We start from the raw sequence: 14,712 nt of genomic DNA on the forward strand, positions 1-14,712 counted from the left end.
GCTGCAGGCCTCGATCGGGTCACAGCTCAATGGACAATACGCGCGCGAAGGATGCTCAACCCAAAAGGGCCACCGACTTGATCTGGGCGAACAGTACCTGCCCTGTGTGCAAGCCGAGCTGGTCTGCCGAGAAGCGGGTGATGCGTGCAAGCAGGGCATTGCCCCCGGCATCCAGGCTGACCAGCACATGCGCCGGGTTGGCCGCCGGTCGGCTCTCGCGCACACGCACCGGCAGGCGGTTGAGGATGCTCGATGCGCTGTCCGCCGCCAGTGCCAGGCTGACGTCCCGGGCCTGCACCTTGACGCGCAGGGTACTGCCCATCAGCTGCGCCGCGTGGGTGATGCGCAGCAGCGGCCCGCTGCTGCCGGGCAGGCGCAGGTCAAGCAGGCCGTAGTGCGGGTCGTGCCCTACCACCGTACCCTCGAGCACCACGCCGGCATCGTCGCCCTGGGCCAGCGACAGGTCGAGGCGAGCCAGGGTCTCGCCGATCGGGCCGCTGGCGATTGCCCGGCCTTGTTCCATCAACACCAGGTGGTCGGCCAGTCGCGCGACTTCATCCTGGGCGTGGCTGACATAGATCAGCGGGATGTCCAGTTCGTCGTGCAGGCGCTCCAGAAAGGGCAGTATCTCGCGCTTGCGCGGGCCGTCGAGGGCTGCCAGCGGCTCGTCCATCAACAACAGCCGTGGGCTGCTGAGCAGGGCGCGGGCAATACCCACCCGCTGCGCCTCGCCACCAGACAGGGTTGCCGGGCGGCGGTCCAGCAAGTGGCCGATACCCAGCAGTTGGCAAGCCTGGTCGAGGCTGACCTTGCGTTCAGCGGGCGCTACCCGGCGCCAGCCGAACGCAAGGTTGCCGCGCACTGACAGGTGCGGGAACAGGCTGGCTTCCTGGAACACATAGCCCACCGGGCGCAGGTGCGGTGCCTGGAAGTAGCCACGGGTGCTGTCTTCCCAGACTTCGCCGTTGACTTCGATATAGGCGCTGGCGGCCCGCTCCAGCCCGGCCAGGCAGCGCAGGCAGCTGGTTTTACCAGAGCCGGAGTGACCGAACAGGGCGCTGATGCCGCGCCCGGGCAGGTGCAGGTTGACGTCCAGGGTAAAGTCGTCGCGTGCCAGTTTCAGGCGCGCCACAATCGATGCGGTCATTTCAGCTCCAGCCAGCTTTGCCGCGGCGTCCAGCGTACAGCAGGAGCAGCACCAGGAAAGAGAACACCAGCATGGCACCGGCCAGCCAGTGGGCTTGCGAGTACTCCATGGCTTCGACGTGATCGAAAATTTGCACCGAAACCACGCGGGTCTTGTCGGGGATGTTGCCACCGATCATCAGTACGACGCCAAACTCGCCCACCGTGTGGGCAAAGCCGAGGATGCTGGCAGTGACGAAGCCAGGGCGGGCCAGCGGCAGCACCACATGAACGAAGGTGTCCCATGGGCTGGCGCGCAGGGTGGCGGCGACTTCCAGGGGCCGCTGGCCGATTGCGCCAAAGGCATTCTGCAGGGGTTGTACCACGAACGGCAGGGAGTACACCGTCGAGCCAATCACCAGGCCTGTGAAGCTGAACACCACATTGCCCAGGCCCAGCGCCTGGGTGGCCTGGCCAAGCCAGCCGTGCGGGCCAAGGGCGATCAACAGATAAAAGCCGATCACCGTCGGTGGCAGTACCAGCGGCAGTGCCACCACCGCCCCCACCGGCCCGCGCAGCCATGAGCGCGTGCGCGCGAGCCACCAGGCGACGGGTGTGCCGATAACCAGCAGGATCAGCGTGGTCAGGCTGGCCAGTTTTACGGTCAGCCAGATGGCACCCAGGTCACTTGCATCCAGTGGCATCAGCGTTGATAACCATAGGATTCGATCACCGCTTCGGCTTTCGGGCCTTTGAGGTATTCGACCAGTGCCTTGGCGGCCGCATTGTCCTTGCCTTTGTTGAGGATGACAGCGTCCTGGCGGATCGGGTCGTGCAGATTGGACGGCACGATCCAGGCCGAGCCATTGGCCACCTTGCCATCCCTGTAGATCTGCGACAGGGCGACGAAGCCCAGCTCGGCGTTGCCGGTGGAGACGAACTGGAAGGCCTGGGTGATGTTCTGGCCTTCGACGATCTTGCCTTTGGTGGCCTCGGTGAGCTTCAGCCTGTCCAGTACCTGGGTGGCGGCCAGGCCGTAAGGTGCCGCTTTCGGGTTGGCGATGGACAGGTGTTTATATGCGTTCTTCTTCAGCACTTCACCCTTGGCATCTACGTAGCCTTCCTTCGCAGACCACAGGGCCAGAGTGCCGATGGCGTAGGTAAAGCGCGAGCCGGGTACGGTTTCCTTTTCCGCTTCAAGCTTCTTGGGGGTGGTGTCGTCAGCGGCGAGGAACACCTCGAACGGTGCACCGTTCTTGATCTGCGCATAGAACTGCCCGGTGGCGCCATAGGCCGCGACCAGTTTGTGGCCAGTGTCTTTTTCGAAGGCCTTGGCGATGGCCTGGACAGGGGCTGTGAAGTTGGCTGCGACCGCGACCTGGACTTCGTCGGCCCAGGCCGTGTTGAAGGCCAGCAGGCTGAGCAGGGCTGTTAAGGTCACCTGGGGCGAGGGCAAGCGCATGAAGACAGATCCTTGAGGTTATCGTTATAGCCATAACTATATAGCGATAAACCAGTTGCCGTGAAGAGGCCTGGCCTGCCTGTCAGAATGCCTGGTGACCGATCACTGCCAGTGCCTTCCCGGCGATCTCCCGGGTCAGCTCACCTGCTGGCATGTGCCGCCCCAGCCGCAATGCCTGCCCCGACCAAAGATTACTGAAGTCACTATTACCCTGCGGATCGGTGATTGCCCGTAAAGGCATCAATGCCCCACCCGCTAGCGGAAAGCGCGGTGCAAGTTCGCTCATCGGCCCCAGCTCGCGCATGATGCGGTTGTTGATGCCACGTGCCGGGCGGCCGGTAAACAGGTTGGTCAACGCGGTGTCGCTGGCAGGCGCGCTGTCCAGCGCCCGGCGATGCGCTGGCGACACCTTGGCCTCGGGGCAGAACAGGTAAGCCGTGCCGATCTGCACTGCCGAGGCACCCAGGGCCATTGCCGCCAACAGCCCACGGTGGTCGCCGATACCACCGGCGGCAATCACCGGCACGCTGACGGCATCGGCCACCTGCGGTACCAGAGCGAAGGTGCCTATCTGGCTGGTGATGTCATCGCTGAGGAACATGCCGCGATGGCCACCGGCTTCATAACCCATGGCGATGATAGCGTCGCATCCATTGCGCTCCAGCCAGACCGCTTCTTCCACGGTCGTGGCGCTGGACAGTACCTTGGCGCCGGTGGCTTTTACCCGCTGCAGCAGTTCGGCCTGAGGCAGGCCGAAGTGGAAGCTCACCACCTCAGGGCGCAAGGCTTCGACCAACTGGCAGCTCTGCTCGTCGAAAGGCGCGCGGTTGGACACTGGCGTGGGCGCTGCGAAATCGGCGCCCACTTCGCTGTAATAAGGCTCAAGTGCCTGCTTCCAGCGCGCATCGCGCTCGGCATCGGGCGCTGGCGGCTGGTGGCAGAAGAAGTTCAGGTTCAGCGGGCGCCCCGGGCAGCCGGCGCGGAATGCAGCGATCTCGGCGCGCACCTGTTCGCCGCTGAGCATGGCGCAGGGCAGGGCGCCCAGACCACCTGCCAGGCCCACGGCAATGGCCATGACCGAGCCGGTGGCCCCCGCCATGGGGGCCTGCAGAATGGGCAGCTCGATGCCCAGCAGGTCGAGGATACGGCGGTCTGGCCAATGGCTCATGCGATTCTCCTTGCGTAGGGCGAGCGATGCGGCGGGGGCTTGCGGCGAGTCTTACAGGGCCTTGCTGACCTGGATGTCGCTGATTTTCTCGGCGTCTTCGCCGTGGATCTTGCGCAGGGCTTCGAGGGCTTGCTCTTGCGAGGCATCGGGCATCAGTGCGAAATCCCAACGACGCTGGCCGTCGAGCTTGTATTTGATGACGTACTTGATGGTCTGGGTCATGGTGGCCTTATCTGAGTTTCGACGACGAACGACGGATGATCTTGATCTTGTGGGTCAGGGTTGGCTTGCGGGTGACCGAGATCGGGCGAGTAGTGACGGTATCGATGGTGATGTTCCAGAAGCCGGTGCTGGGTACGGTGATCTTTGCCGGAAACTTCTCGAAATGGCCGCCGTGGTAGGTATGACGGCCGCCGTTCTTGAAGCTGCGGAAGTTGGCGTCGTTCATCAGGCGGATATTGCAGCGCTGGGAGCACTCGATGACGACAATATCGTCCTCATTGAGGTGCTCGCGCTGGTGTACGAATTTCATGTGATGCTCCGCAAGGTTTGGATCTGCAAAAGCAAAAGATACCACGATGTGCCGTTAGACTGCCGCGTTGATCGCCGGGCGTAGATAATTCTGCCAAAGCAGGGAGCAAAACCGCCTGGATGTGGTCGAAGCGAATTCTTGAAGGCAGAGGTGCAGCAAATGAAGTGGATGGTGGCGGCGTTGTCGGTGACGCTCGGTGGCTGCGTGAGCGTCGCAGAGCTGGAGCAATCGCGTGAAACGATGGATGTGATCTCTGGCAAGAGCCCGCGCGCCTATGCCGATTGCGTAAAGGAGAAGCTGGCCGATACGCGTGACCCGCTGACCGAAGAGCCGCGTGGCGACGGCCTGCGGCTGATCGTCCCGCAGAAAATCACCTCAGGTGCTGGCCCGGCGGCGCTGGTGGATATCGACGAGCGCGGCAGCGGCAGCAGCATCAAACTGCACGAGCGGCTGAATAACTTCCCGCTGCGCCTGGGGGATGTGCGCACCGCCGCCACCGAATGCATCTCCGGAAGTTGATCTGAAGCAACGGGTGCTCCTTTCTCTGCTTATATGTTTTGAGCCTAAACATATAACAAAAGAAAAGGAGATTCGTGATGACACCGTTGAGACGCGTGGTGATCGGCAGCCTGCTGATCCTGGCCTGGCCCACGGCACATGCCGCTGACGGTCAGAAGGTCTTCACCCAGGGTGGGGCCAACCCCGCCGCCATGGCCTGCCTTGGTTGCCATGGCCCGGACGGCAAGGGTATTGCCGCTGCCGGCTTTCCACGTTTGGCCGGGCTTCCGGCCGGTTACCTTGCCAAGCAGTTGCATGACTGGCGCAACGGCAGCCGCAAGCAGCCAGTGATGGAGCCCTTGGCCAAGGCCTTGAGCGACGATGAAATCAAGGCCGTCAGTACCTACCTGGCCAGCCTGCCGGCAGCACCCGCTGGCGACCTGCGCCGGCAGCAGATTGCCAATGACCCTACCACCCGCATGGCCCTGTACGGCGACTGGAGTCGGCAGATTCCCGGCTGCGTGCAATGCCACGGGCCGGGTGGCGGCGGGGTGGGCGAACACTTCCCGCCCTTGGTCGGCCAGCCCGCCAGTTACCTGGTGGCACAGCTCAATGCCTGGCGCGACGGCAGCCGCAGCAATGACCCCAATCAGCTGATGGTCGGCGTGGCCAAGGCCATGACCGATGAGGAGGTCAAGGCCGTTGCCGAGTTCTTCGCCCGCCCCGTCAGCCAGGAGGTCACGCCATGAAAACCATGATTCCAGTCTTGTGGCTGCTGACCGTGGGCGGCGCCCAGGCCACGCCGATCGCCATGGAAGACCAGTCGCAGTTGAAGGTTCCCGGTGTGCAGGCGGCACCGCAGTTCGTGCCGCCCGCTGAGCGTGAGTTGCCCGATAATGCCTTTGGCAAGATGGTGCGTGAAGGCCATGCCTTGTTCGTCGACACCCGCCGATTGATGCCCGAGGCTGTGGGCAACGGCATGAACTGCAGTAACTGCCACCTCGATCAGGGGCGATTGGCGCATTCGGCGCCGCTGTGGGGCGCCTACCCGATGTACCCGGCGTACCGCAAGAAAAATGACAAGGTCAACACCTTCGCCGAGCGTATCCAGGGGTGTTTTCAGTTCAGCATGAACGGCAAGCCGCCGGCCGCTGACAGCCCGCAGATGACCGCGTTGGCAGTGTATTCATACTGGCTGTCGACCAAGGCACCGACCGGTGTGGAGATTGCCGGACGTGGTTATCCGGAGGTGGCACAACCCAAGGGTGGTTATGACTTCAAGCGCGGCCAGCAGGTTTACCGTGAACAATGCGCGATTTGCCATGGCGATAACGGTGAAGGGCAAAAGGTCGCAGGCGAATACGTCATGCCACCGCTGTGGGGCAAGGACTCCTACAACTGGGGGGCTGGCATGCACCGCATCAACACCGCTGCGTCGTTCATCAAGTACAACATGCCGCTGGGCAAGCCAGGCAGCCTAAGCGACCAGCAGGCCTGGGACGTGGCGGCGTGGATCAACCGCCACGAGCGGCCACAGGACCCGCGGCTGGTGGAAGGATCCATCGAGAAAACGCGGGTGAAGTTTCATGCCAATGATGGGGTGAACCTGTATGGTCAGCAGGTCGATGGGGTGCTGATCGGACAAGGGACGGGGAGTTGATGTAAGTCTTAGGCGGCCTCTTTGCGGATGAACCCGTCGACGAGGCCGCCACAGGCACGCTGATTTGCCTGTCATCCAACGGTCATGTATGACAGCAATATTTACGATCCCCCGGAACTATCTACACTGGGATATCTCTATGATGGCATCGGTCGTTATCGGGGGCATTGTAAGGTCACTGCCGCCTGATTAGACTGCGCCGAATTCCACAGGCCTAGCCTTTTGTAAGGACGTATATGATCAAAAAATGCTTGTTCCCGGCAGCCGGCTACGGCACTCGCTTCCTGCCTGCTACCAAAGCCATGCCCAAGGAAATGCTGCCGGTGGTCAACAAGCCACTGATCCAGTACGGCGTTGAAGAAGCACTGGATGCTGGCCTGAACGAGATCTCCATCGTTACCGGGCGCGGCAAGCGGGCCCTGGAAGACCACTTCGACATCAGCTACGAGCTGGAAAACCAGATCAAGGGCACCGACAAGGAAAAATACCTGGTCGGTATTCGTCGTCTGCTCGACGAGTGCTCGTTCTCGTACACGCGCCAGACAGAAATGAAAGGCCTCGGCCACGCCATCCTCACTGGCCGCCCACTGATCGGCGACGAGCCGTTCGCGGTGGTGCTGGCGGACGACCTGTGCGTCAACCCGGAAGGTGACGGCGTGCTGACGCAGATGGTCAAGCTGTACAAACAGTACCGCTGCTCGATCGTCGCCATCCAGGAAGTCGATCCGCAGGAAACCAACAAGTATGGTGTGATCGCCGGTGAGATGATTCGCGACGACATCTTCCGTGTGACCAACATGGTCGAAAAACCGGCCCCCGAAGACGCGCCCTCGAACCTGGCGATCATCGGCCGTTACATCCTGACCCCGGATATCTTTGACATCATCGCCAATACCAAACCAGGCAAAGGCGGTGAAATCCAGATCACCGATGCCCTGCTGCAGCAGGCCAAAGATGGCTGCGTGATTGCCTATAAGTTCAAAGGCAAGCGTTTCGACTGCGGTGGTGCCGAAGGCTACATCGACGCGACCAACTTCTGCTTCGAGAACTACTACAAGACTGGCAAGGCATACTGATTAGCCCTGTTGGCCTCAAAGCCATCCTTCGGGGTGGCTTTTTTGTTTGCTGCGGCCAACGGCGGTATGCTGGACGCCTGCCTAGGAGAGTGAATACATGGCCTTCGATTTTGATCTGTTCGTGATTGGCGCCGGGTCCGGTGGTGTGCGCGCAGCGCGTTTTGCTGCCGGTTTTGGCGCAAAAGTGGCAGTGGCTGAAAGCCGCTACCTGGGGGGGACCTGCGTCAACGTCGGTTGTGTGCCGAAAAAGCTGCTGGTGTATGGCGCGCACGTTGCCGATGAACTGGAGCAGGCCGCAGGTTACGGCTGGACGTTGGAAGAGGGGCATTTCGACTGGGGCACCCTGATTGCCAACAAGAATCGGGAAATCGAGCGCCTCAACGGTATCTACCGTAACCTGCTGGTCAACAGCGGGGTGACCCTGTTGCAGGGCCACGCGCGTCTGACGGGTGCCAACGAAGTGGAAGTGGACGGTCAGCGCTACTCCGCCGAGCACATCCTCATCGCTACGGGTGGCTGGCCGCAGGTATCGGACATCCCCGGCAAGGAACTGGCCATCACCTCCAACGAAGCCTTCTACCTCAAGAGCCTGCCGCGCCGCGTGCTGGTGGTGGGCGGGGGTTATATCGCCGTCGAATTCGCCGGCATCTTCCAGGGCCTGGGTGCCGACACCTCACTGCTGTACCGTGGCGACCTGTTCCTGCGCGGCTTCGATGGCTCGGTGCGCACCCACCTGAAGGAAGAACTGGAAAAGCGCGGCCTTGACCTACAGTTCAACGCCGACATCCAGCGCATCGACAAGCTTGAAGATGGTCGCCTCAAAGCCACGCTCAAGGACGGTCGCGAGCTGGTCGCCGACTGTGTGTTCTATGCCACTGGCCGGCGCCCGATGCTGGACAATCTGGGCCTGGAAAACACCGGCGTCGAGCTGGATGCGCGCGGCTACATCCGGGTTGATGAGCAGTACCAGACCACCGCGCCCTCGATTCTTGCCATTGGCGATGTGATCGGCCGTGTGCAGTTGACCCCAGTGGCCTTGGCTGAAGGCATGGCCGTGGCGCGGCGCCTGTTCAAACCCGAGCAATACCGCCCGGTGGATTACCAGAACATCCCCACTGCGGTGTTCAGCCAGCCGCCAATCGGTACCGTGGGCTTGACCGAAGAACAGGCGCTGGAGGCCGGGCACAAGGTGCAGGTATTCGAAAGCCGCTTCCGGGCCATGAAGCTGACCCTGACCGACATTCAGGAAAAGACCCTGATGAAGTTGGTGGTCGATGCCGAGACCGACAAGGTGCTGGGCTGCCACATGGTCGGTCCAGACGCTGGCGAGATCATTCAGGGCCTGGGCATTGCGCTTAAAGCCGGTGCGACCAAGCAGCAGTTCGACGAAACCATCGGCGTGCACCCGACGGCGGCTGAAGAGTTCGTCACCATGCGTACAGTCACCCGCTGATAACGCGGAACCTGCTGTACAGCCTGTAGAAGCAGCCTTGTGCTGCGATGGGGCCCTTGTTCGGGCCTCTTTGCAGCAAAAAGGCTGTTGCAGGGATGTGTACGGGGCTGGATCAATACACCCACACCTCGACCCGCCGGTTGCGCAGCCGGCCTTGCTCCAGTTCATTCCCGGCCACTGGCAACTCATCGCCCATCCCGATCACCTGAAGCACCTCCACTCCACCGCGTGCCAGTTCGCGGCGCACCGCTTGCGCGCGCAGGCGGGAGAGCAGGGCTGCGCGCCCGGGGGTTTCCTTGGGGTCGCCGAACCCCACCAGCACTGCCTTGCCCTGCAGCTTTCCGGCCAGGCGCAGGTACTCTGCCACCCGCTGCACGTCGCGCAGGGCCTTGTTGTCCAGGTTGGCGCTTCCTTCCTGGAATCGGAAGTTCACACTCAGCCGCTGCGCCTGCTGGGCCAGGGTGCGATAACGCGGTGGCATGTCGCGTTGGGGGGCGACAGACAGGGCCTTGATCTGCTGCGAAACGAAACCCTGCTGGGCGATGATCGCCTGGCCGGCCGGGCTCTGAGCGAAATCGGCCAGGGCCTTGGCCTGGGGCTTGGGGTTGGCTGGCAAGTAAAAATACAGGCGCCGCGAGAGCGGGTAGTCCTCACTGGCCACCCGTGCGCGCTCCGGCAGCATGGCCGGTGCGTCGCCCTCGGCCACCGCCAGCACCTTGGCCCCGTGTACGGCGGCCAGGCTGCTGAAACCGATGGCCTGGCGGTCGGTACCCACGTGTACCGCCAGTTCGTCGCTGGACTCGAAGCGCCTGGCCTTGGCCGAAATTTCGGCGTGCTGAGGTTCCAGCACCAGTGCCTTGAAGGTCTCGAAAGTCCCGGAACGGTCGTCTCGGGCATGCAGGTGAATGGCCCCGCCAGGTACGCCCAGTTGTTCCCAGCGCTGGATCTGCCCAGAGAAAATTTCCGCCAGTTGCCGGGTGTTCAGTTGGGGTATTGGGTTGTCGGGGTGGACGAAGACTGCGACGCCGTCGAGGCCGATCACGTGTTCGGCGCCAGCTGCGCGCAGGTCGCCCAGCGCCTGCAACCGGTGGACTTCACTGTCGTTGATCGGCCGCGAGGCAGCGGCCAGGTCCGCTTCGCCCCGGCCCAGTGCGACAAAGCCGGTGCTCGAGCCGTGTGCGGCAATGTCGATGCGCAAACGCTGGCCGTGCACGTCGCGGGCGGTAACCACCCACTCGTTGGCGACCTTGCCTGGCTGTTGTTCGATGGCTGTGGCCTGCTGCGCGCGCAATTGCCCCTGTACCAGCGCCGGCAGCAAGGCCGCACCGATGGTATTGGAGCCTTGCACGCGCAGGTGCAGGGGCTCAGCCAAGGTTGCGAGAGGTAACAGGGTGAGCAGCAAGACAAGCAGGCGGAGCATGCCGGGTGGCCTGTGGCATAGAGTTGGCCGGCAGATTACGACAGTGGCGTGATGATAATGTGACGGGGGCGTACGCCTTTAATCGTGCAGCGCCTGTCAGATCGTGCGCCGCGCGGACGTTGCTCGATCTGGCAGGCGCTGCAACGCAGAAGAGCGTTAGTGCGCCCCGGCTGACTTGCTCAGGTCGCTCTCGGCCCATTCGGTATAAATGCACGCGTCTGCCACTGCCCAGCGCACCTTCACGCTGTCGCCCGGCTGCATTGGCATGCCCGCAGCCGACAGTGCCTTCACGGTCAGCTCGGTACCCCCGGAAGTCACCACATGGCAGGTCTGGCTTTCACCCAGGAACAACACTTCGCCAACCTTGGCGCTGACCTCGTTCCAGCCCGCCGGCAGCGGCTCGCGCGTGGCCTGTTCAGCGGTCAGGGCCACGGCCTTTTCCGGGCGCACCATGATCAGTGCATCCTGCGAGGCGGCCAGCCCCGGGGTCAAGCGAATAGCCACTGGCTGGCCCTCGAAGCTGCCCGCGCCGTTGCTGCTGGCCTTGATCCGCAGGAAGTTGGAGTTGCCCAGGAACGATGCGACAAAGGCATTCGGCGGATTCTGGTACAGGTCGTAACCGGTGCCCAGGCCGACGATCTTGCCGTGGCTGAAAATGGCGATGCGCTGGGACAGGCGCATGGCTTCTTCCTGATCGTGGGTGACGTAGACGATGGTGATACCCAGGCGGCGGTGCAACTGGCGCAGTTCGTCCTGCAGGTCTTCACGCAGCTTCTTGTCCAGTGCGCCGAGCGGCTCGTCCATCAGCAGGATGCGCGGCTCGTACACCAGCGCTCGTGCAATCGCCACGCGCTGCTGCTGGCCGCCCGACATTTGCGAGGGTTTGCGGTGGGCGAACTGCTCCAGTTGCACCAGCTTGAGCATGGCGTCGACGCGCTTGGCGGTTTCGGCAGCGCCGAGTTTGCGAATGGCCAGTGGGAAGGCGATGTTGTCACGCACATTCAGGTGCGGGAACAGCGAATACCGCTGGAACACCATGCCGATGTCACGCTTATGCGGCGGCACGTTGACCAGCGACTGGCCGTCGACCAGGATTTCGCCGCTGCTCGGTGTTTCGAAGCCGGCCAGCATCGACAGGGTGGTGGACTTGCCCGACCCGCTGGAACCGAGGAAGGTCAGGAACTCGCCGTCCTGGATCTCCAGGTCGAGGTTGTCCACGGCGGTGAAGTCGCCGTAGTGCTTGTTCAGGCCGCGCAGGCTGACCAGGGCCTTGCCGTGCGCGTTGTCTTTGATCACTGCACTCATTGTTGTTATCTCCGCGCACTCAGGCGTTGGTTTCGGTGCGCCGGCGCAAGGCGGCGGCAATGAACATGACAAGCAGCGACAGGCCTATCAGCAGGGTCGAGGCCACGGCGATCACCGGGCTGAGGTCCTGGCGCAAGGTGGTCCACATCTTGACGGGCAAGGTCTGCAGGTCGGGGCTGGCCATCATCACGCTCAGCACCACTTCATCCCACGACACCAGAAAGGCGAACAGGCCACCTGCGATCATGCCGGGGCGAATGGCCGGGAAGGTCACCTTGAAGATGGCTTGCAGGCGCGAGGCGCCGCAGATCACCGCGGCATCCTCTATCGACTGGTCGAACAGCTTCAGCGAGTTGATGATCGAGATGATGGTGAACGGCAGGGCGACGATCACGTGGCTGACCACGAACGCAAACAGCGTGCCGGTGTAGCCAAGCTTGAGGAACAGCGCGTACACCGCAACGGCAATGATCACCAGCGGTACGATCATCGGCATGGTGAAGAGCCCATACAGCAGCTCGCGGCCCGGGAAGCGGCCACGCACGAGGGCGAACGCGGTGGGCAGGCCCAGCAGTACGGCGGCGACCGTGGTCAGCGCGGCCACCTTCAGGCTGGCCAGCGCGGCCTCCATCCACTCCGGGTTGGAAAAGAATTGGCTGTACCACTTCAAGGTCCAGCCGGGTGGCGGGAACACCAGCCACTGGGATGAGCCGAACGACAGCAGCACGATGAACACCACCGGCAGCAGCAGGAAAGCCGCAATCGCCCCGGTGGTCAGGTACAGGCCCGTACGCAGCGGGCGGCCCATGGCATTGGGAGACAAGAGCATGGCGGATTACCTCGGGTTGCCAACCGGGGATTCCGGCTGCAGCTTCAGGTACAGGTAGAAGAGCACCAGGGTGATCGCTACCAGGAGTGCGGCGGCGGCGCTGGCCAGGCCCCAGTTGAGGAACGACTGCACCTGCTGGATGATGAATTCGGGCAGCATCATGTTCTGCGCCCCCCCCAGCAGCGCCGGGGTGACGTAGTAACCGAGCGACATCACGAACACCATCAGTGCCCCGGAGAACAGCCCCGACCGGCACAGCGGCAGAAACACCTTCCAGAAGTTGGTCCACGGGCTGGCACCACAGATCGAACCTGCCTGCAGCACCATCGGGTCGATGGCGTGCATGGTCGCCTGCAGTGGCAGCACGATGAACGGGATCATGATGTAGCTCATGCCGATCACCACGCCGGTAAGGTTGTGCACCATTTCCAGCGGGGCATCGATGATGCCCATGGCCATCAACGCCTTGTTGATCACCCCCGAGCCTTGCAGCAGCACCAGCCACGAGTAGGTGCGCGCCAGCAGGCTGGTCCACATCGACAGCAGCACGATGTTCAGCAGCCAGCGGCCCCAGCCCTTGGGCACCAGGGTGATTGCCCAGGCCAGCGGGAAGCCCAGCAGCACGCTGATCAGGGTAACCACGCCGGCCACCGAAAAGGTGTTGAACAGCACACGCGCGTAGGCCGAGTTGGCAAACAGCTGCTCGTAATTACCCAGCCCCGGGGTGGGTTCCAGCACCCCGCGCAGCAACAGGCCGATCAGCGGCGCGAAGAAGAACACGCCGAGGAACAGCAGGGCGGGCAGCAGGTTGCGGCTGCCTTTCCAGCGCTGGCTCAGGCTTGCGCGGCGCGGGGCGGTGCCCGGGGCGCCGGCACCCGTGGGGGCACCTTGCGCATTGTGCAGGGCGTTGATGGCGACTTTCATTTGACCAACCACTCATTCCAGCGTGCCGCGATGGCTTGACCGTTCTTGGCCCAGTAGGCGAAGTCGAGGGTGACCTGGTCCTGGGCGTAGGCAGTCGGCAGGTTTGGCGCGAGGTCTTTGTCCAGTTTGGCCACGCTGTCGACGTTGACCGGCGCGTAGGCAGTCTTGTTGGCGAATTCGGCCTGGCCTTCGGCGCTGCTGGCGTTGGCCAGGAATTTCATGGCCGCGTCCTTGTTCTTGGCGCCTTTGGGGATGACCAGGAAGTCGGCCATGACCAGGTTCTGCTTCCAGCTCACGCCCACCGGTGCACCGTCTTGCTGCAGGGCGTAGACACGGCCATTCCAGAACTGGCCGAGCGAGGCTTCACCCGAGGCCAGCAGTTGCTGCGACTGGGCGCCACCGCCCCACCAGACGATGTCTTTCTTGATGGTGTCGAGCTTCTTGAAGGCGCGGTCCAGGTCCAGCGGGTACAGCTTGTCGGGGGCTACGCCGTCCGCCAGCAGGGCCAGTTCCAGCACGCCTGGGCTGGGCCATTTGTACAGGGCTCGCTTGCCGGGGTAGGTCTTGGTGTCGAACAGCGCGGTCCAGTCCACCGGCTTGTTGGCGCCGAGCTTGCCTTCGTTGTAGCCGAGCACGAAGGAGAAGAAGAATGAGCCGACGCCATGATCGGAGACGAAGCGTGGGTCGATCTTGTCGCGCTTGATCTGGGTGAAGTCGAGGGGTTCGAGCAGGCCTTCACTGGCAGCACGCAGGGCAAAGTCGGCTTCGACGTCGACCACGTCCCACTGCACGTTGCCACTCTCGACCATGGCTTTGAGCTTGCCGTAGTCGGTGGGGCCGTCCTGCACGACCTTGATGTTCGTGGCCTTGGTGAACGGTACGGCCCATGCTTCTTTCTGGGCGTCCTGGGTTGTACCGCCCCAGCTGACGAAGTTGAGGCTGTCGGCGGCCTGAGCGGCCTGACATGCCAGGGTCAGCAGGCTGGCAGACAGCACTGCGGTTACACGTTTGCTTAACAGCATGGTTACGCCCTCGTTGCTTTTGTTATTCGAGGCGGGGCTCTTGGTGCGCCCGCCAATGGTGTTCGGGGAGCAGCTAAAACAAAGTGTTCTGGTGGCCGTTTTTAATTGTAGGTGCCGGCCTGCAGACTCAAGGTCTACGGGATATCATATTATGGTATTCCAAGATTTTGGCAAGAGGTCTGGGGCGACCGGCCATCACTCCGCCCTGTCAAAAGCACCAAGGGCCCTGTAGGAGCGG

At 62.8% G+C, this 14,712-nt stretch carries 16 protein-coding genes; 5 read left to right on the forward strand and 11 right to left on the reverse strand.

All coding sequences use genetic code 11. The features are described 5' to 3' along the window. Positions 1 to 55 precede the first annotated feature (55 nt). The 6 genes from modC to ACF8RA_RS05480 all read right to left on the reverse strand — a co-directional run bounded on the left by modC (position 56) and on the right by ACF8RA_RS05480 (position 4,287). Entirely contained in the window at positions 56 to 1,147 is a 1,092-nt protein-coding gene (modC, locus tag ACF8RA_RS05455) for a molybdenum ABC transporter ATP-binding protein (RefSeq protein WP_392518903.1), read from the reverse strand. A 1-nt stretch (position 1,148) separates the two neighbouring features. Continuing rightward, on the reverse strand, positions 1,149 to 1,829 hold the full coding sequence (modB, locus tag ACF8RA_RS05460; protein ID WP_392518905.1) for a molybdate ABC transporter permease subunit: 681 nt from the start codon (positions 1,827 to 1,829) through the stop codon (positions 1,149 to 1,151). Next, the gene (gene modA / locus ACF8RA_RS05465) at positions 1,829 to 2,587 is read right to left on the reverse strand and encodes a molybdate ABC transporter substrate-binding protein (protein ID WP_176682378.1); all 759 of its coding nucleotides are present in this window, start codon (positions 2,585 to 2,587) and stop codon (positions 1,829 to 1,831) included. Before modA ends, modB begins: the two co-directional genes overlap by 1 nt. Before the next feature lie 82 nt (positions 2,588 to 2,669). After that, on the reverse strand, positions 2,670 to 3,755 hold the full coding sequence (locus ACF8RA_RS05470) for an NAD(P)H-dependent flavin oxidoreductase (protein WP_392462049.1): 1,086 nt from the start codon (positions 3,753 to 3,755) through the stop codon (positions 2,670 to 2,672). Positions 3,756 to 3,806: 51 nt separating this feature from the next. Further along, the gene (locus ACF8RA_RS05475) at positions 3,807 to 3,977 is read right to left on the reverse strand and encodes a hypothetical protein (RefSeq protein WP_012051910.1); all 171 of its coding nucleotides are present in this window, start codon (positions 3,975 to 3,977) and stop codon (positions 3,807 to 3,809) included. Positions 3,978 to 3,984: 7 nt separating this feature from the next. Beyond that, positions 3,985 to 4,287, reverse strand: a complete 303-nt coding sequence (locus tag ACF8RA_RS05480) for a DUF1883 domain-containing protein (RefSeq protein WP_003250918.1) — start codon at positions 4,285 to 4,287, stop codon at positions 3,985 to 3,987. Between the two features lie 159 nt (positions 4,288 to 4,446). Between ACF8RA_RS05480 and ACF8RA_RS05485 the strand changes: the two genes are divergently transcribed. The 5 genes from ACF8RA_RS05485 to gorA all read left to right on the forward strand — a co-directional run bounded on the left by ACF8RA_RS05485 (position 4,447) and on the right by gorA (position 8,974). Next, positions 4,447 to 4,806, forward strand: a complete 360-nt coding sequence (locus ACF8RA_RS05485; protein WP_176682380.1) for a hypothetical protein — start codon at positions 4,447 to 4,449, stop codon at positions 4,804 to 4,806. 77 nt (positions 4,807 to 4,883) lie between these two features. After that, the gene (locus ACF8RA_RS05490) at positions 4,884 to 5,534 is read left to right on the forward strand and encodes a cytochrome c (RefSeq protein WP_176682381.1); all 651 of its coding nucleotides are present in this window, start codon (positions 4,884 to 4,886) and stop codon (positions 5,532 to 5,534) included. Then, positions 5,531 to 6,445 carry a c-type cytochrome gene (locus tag ACF8RA_RS05495; protein ID WP_176682382.1) on the forward strand — a complete coding sequence of 305 codons (915 nt, stop codon included), beginning with the start codon at positions 5,531 to 5,533 and terminating at the stop codon, positions 6,443 to 6,445. The genes ACF8RA_RS05490 and ACF8RA_RS05495 overlap by 4 nt, the downstream gene beginning before the upstream one ends. 236 nt (positions 6,446 to 6,681) lie before the next feature. Then, on the forward strand, positions 6,682 to 7,521 hold the full coding sequence (galU, locus tag ACF8RA_RS05500) for a UTP--glucose-1-phosphate uridylyltransferase GalU (protein ID WP_014590484.1): 840 nt from the start codon (positions 6,682 to 6,684) through the stop codon (positions 7,519 to 7,521). A gap of 97 nt (positions 7,522 to 7,618) precedes the next feature. Beyond that, positions 7,619 to 8,974 carry a glutathione-disulfide reductase gene (gene gorA, locus ACF8RA_RS05505; protein WP_392513921.1) on the forward strand — a complete coding sequence of 452 codons (1,356 nt, stop codon included), beginning with the start codon at positions 7,619 to 7,621 and terminating at the stop codon, positions 8,972 to 8,974. A gap of 112 nt (positions 8,975 to 9,086) precedes the next feature. Here gorA and ACF8RA_RS05510 read toward each other — a convergent pair whose 3' ends face one another. The 5 genes from ACF8RA_RS05510 to ACF8RA_RS05530 form a co-directional block, all read right to left on the reverse strand. Next, the gene (locus ACF8RA_RS05510) at positions 9,087 to 10,394 is read right to left on the reverse strand and encodes a substrate-binding domain-containing protein (protein ID WP_176682384.1); all 1,308 of its coding nucleotides are present in this window, start codon (positions 10,392 to 10,394) and stop codon (positions 9,087 to 9,089) included. Positions 10,395 to 10,550: 156 nt separating this feature from the next. Continuing rightward, complete coding sequence (locus tag ACF8RA_RS05515; protein ID WP_209966958.1) at positions 10,551 to 11,699, reverse strand: ABC transporter ATP-binding protein; 1,149 nt, start codon at positions 11,697 to 11,699, stop codon at positions 10,551 to 10,553. A 19-nt stretch (positions 11,700 to 11,718) separates the two neighbouring features. Next, entirely contained in the window at positions 11,719 to 12,528 is an 810-nt protein-coding gene (locus ACF8RA_RS05520) for an ABC transporter permease (RefSeq protein ID WP_176682386.1), read from the reverse strand. A gap of 6 nt (positions 12,529 to 12,534) precedes the next feature. Next, positions 12,535 to 13,452 (reverse strand): ABC transporter permease, encoded by a 918-nt coding sequence (locus ACF8RA_RS05525; protein WP_176682387.1) that lies wholly within the window; start codon positions 13,450 to 13,452, stop codon positions 12,535 to 12,537. Continuing rightward, the gene (locus ACF8RA_RS05530) at positions 13,449 to 14,474 is read right to left on the reverse strand and encodes an ABC transporter substrate-binding protein (RefSeq protein ID WP_021784242.1); all 1,026 of its coding nucleotides are present in this window, start codon (positions 14,472 to 14,474) and stop codon (positions 13,449 to 13,451) included. The genes ACF8RA_RS05525 and ACF8RA_RS05530 overlap by 4 nt, the downstream gene beginning before the upstream one ends. Positions 14,475 to 14,712 lie beyond the last annotated feature (238 nt).

The sequence above is a fragment of the Pseudomonas sp. FYR_5 genome, from assembly GCF_043106315.1.
Classification (GTDB): domain Bacteria; phylum Pseudomonadota; class Gammaproteobacteria; order Pseudomonadales; family Pseudomonadaceae; genus Aquipseudomonas; species Aquipseudomonas putida_Y.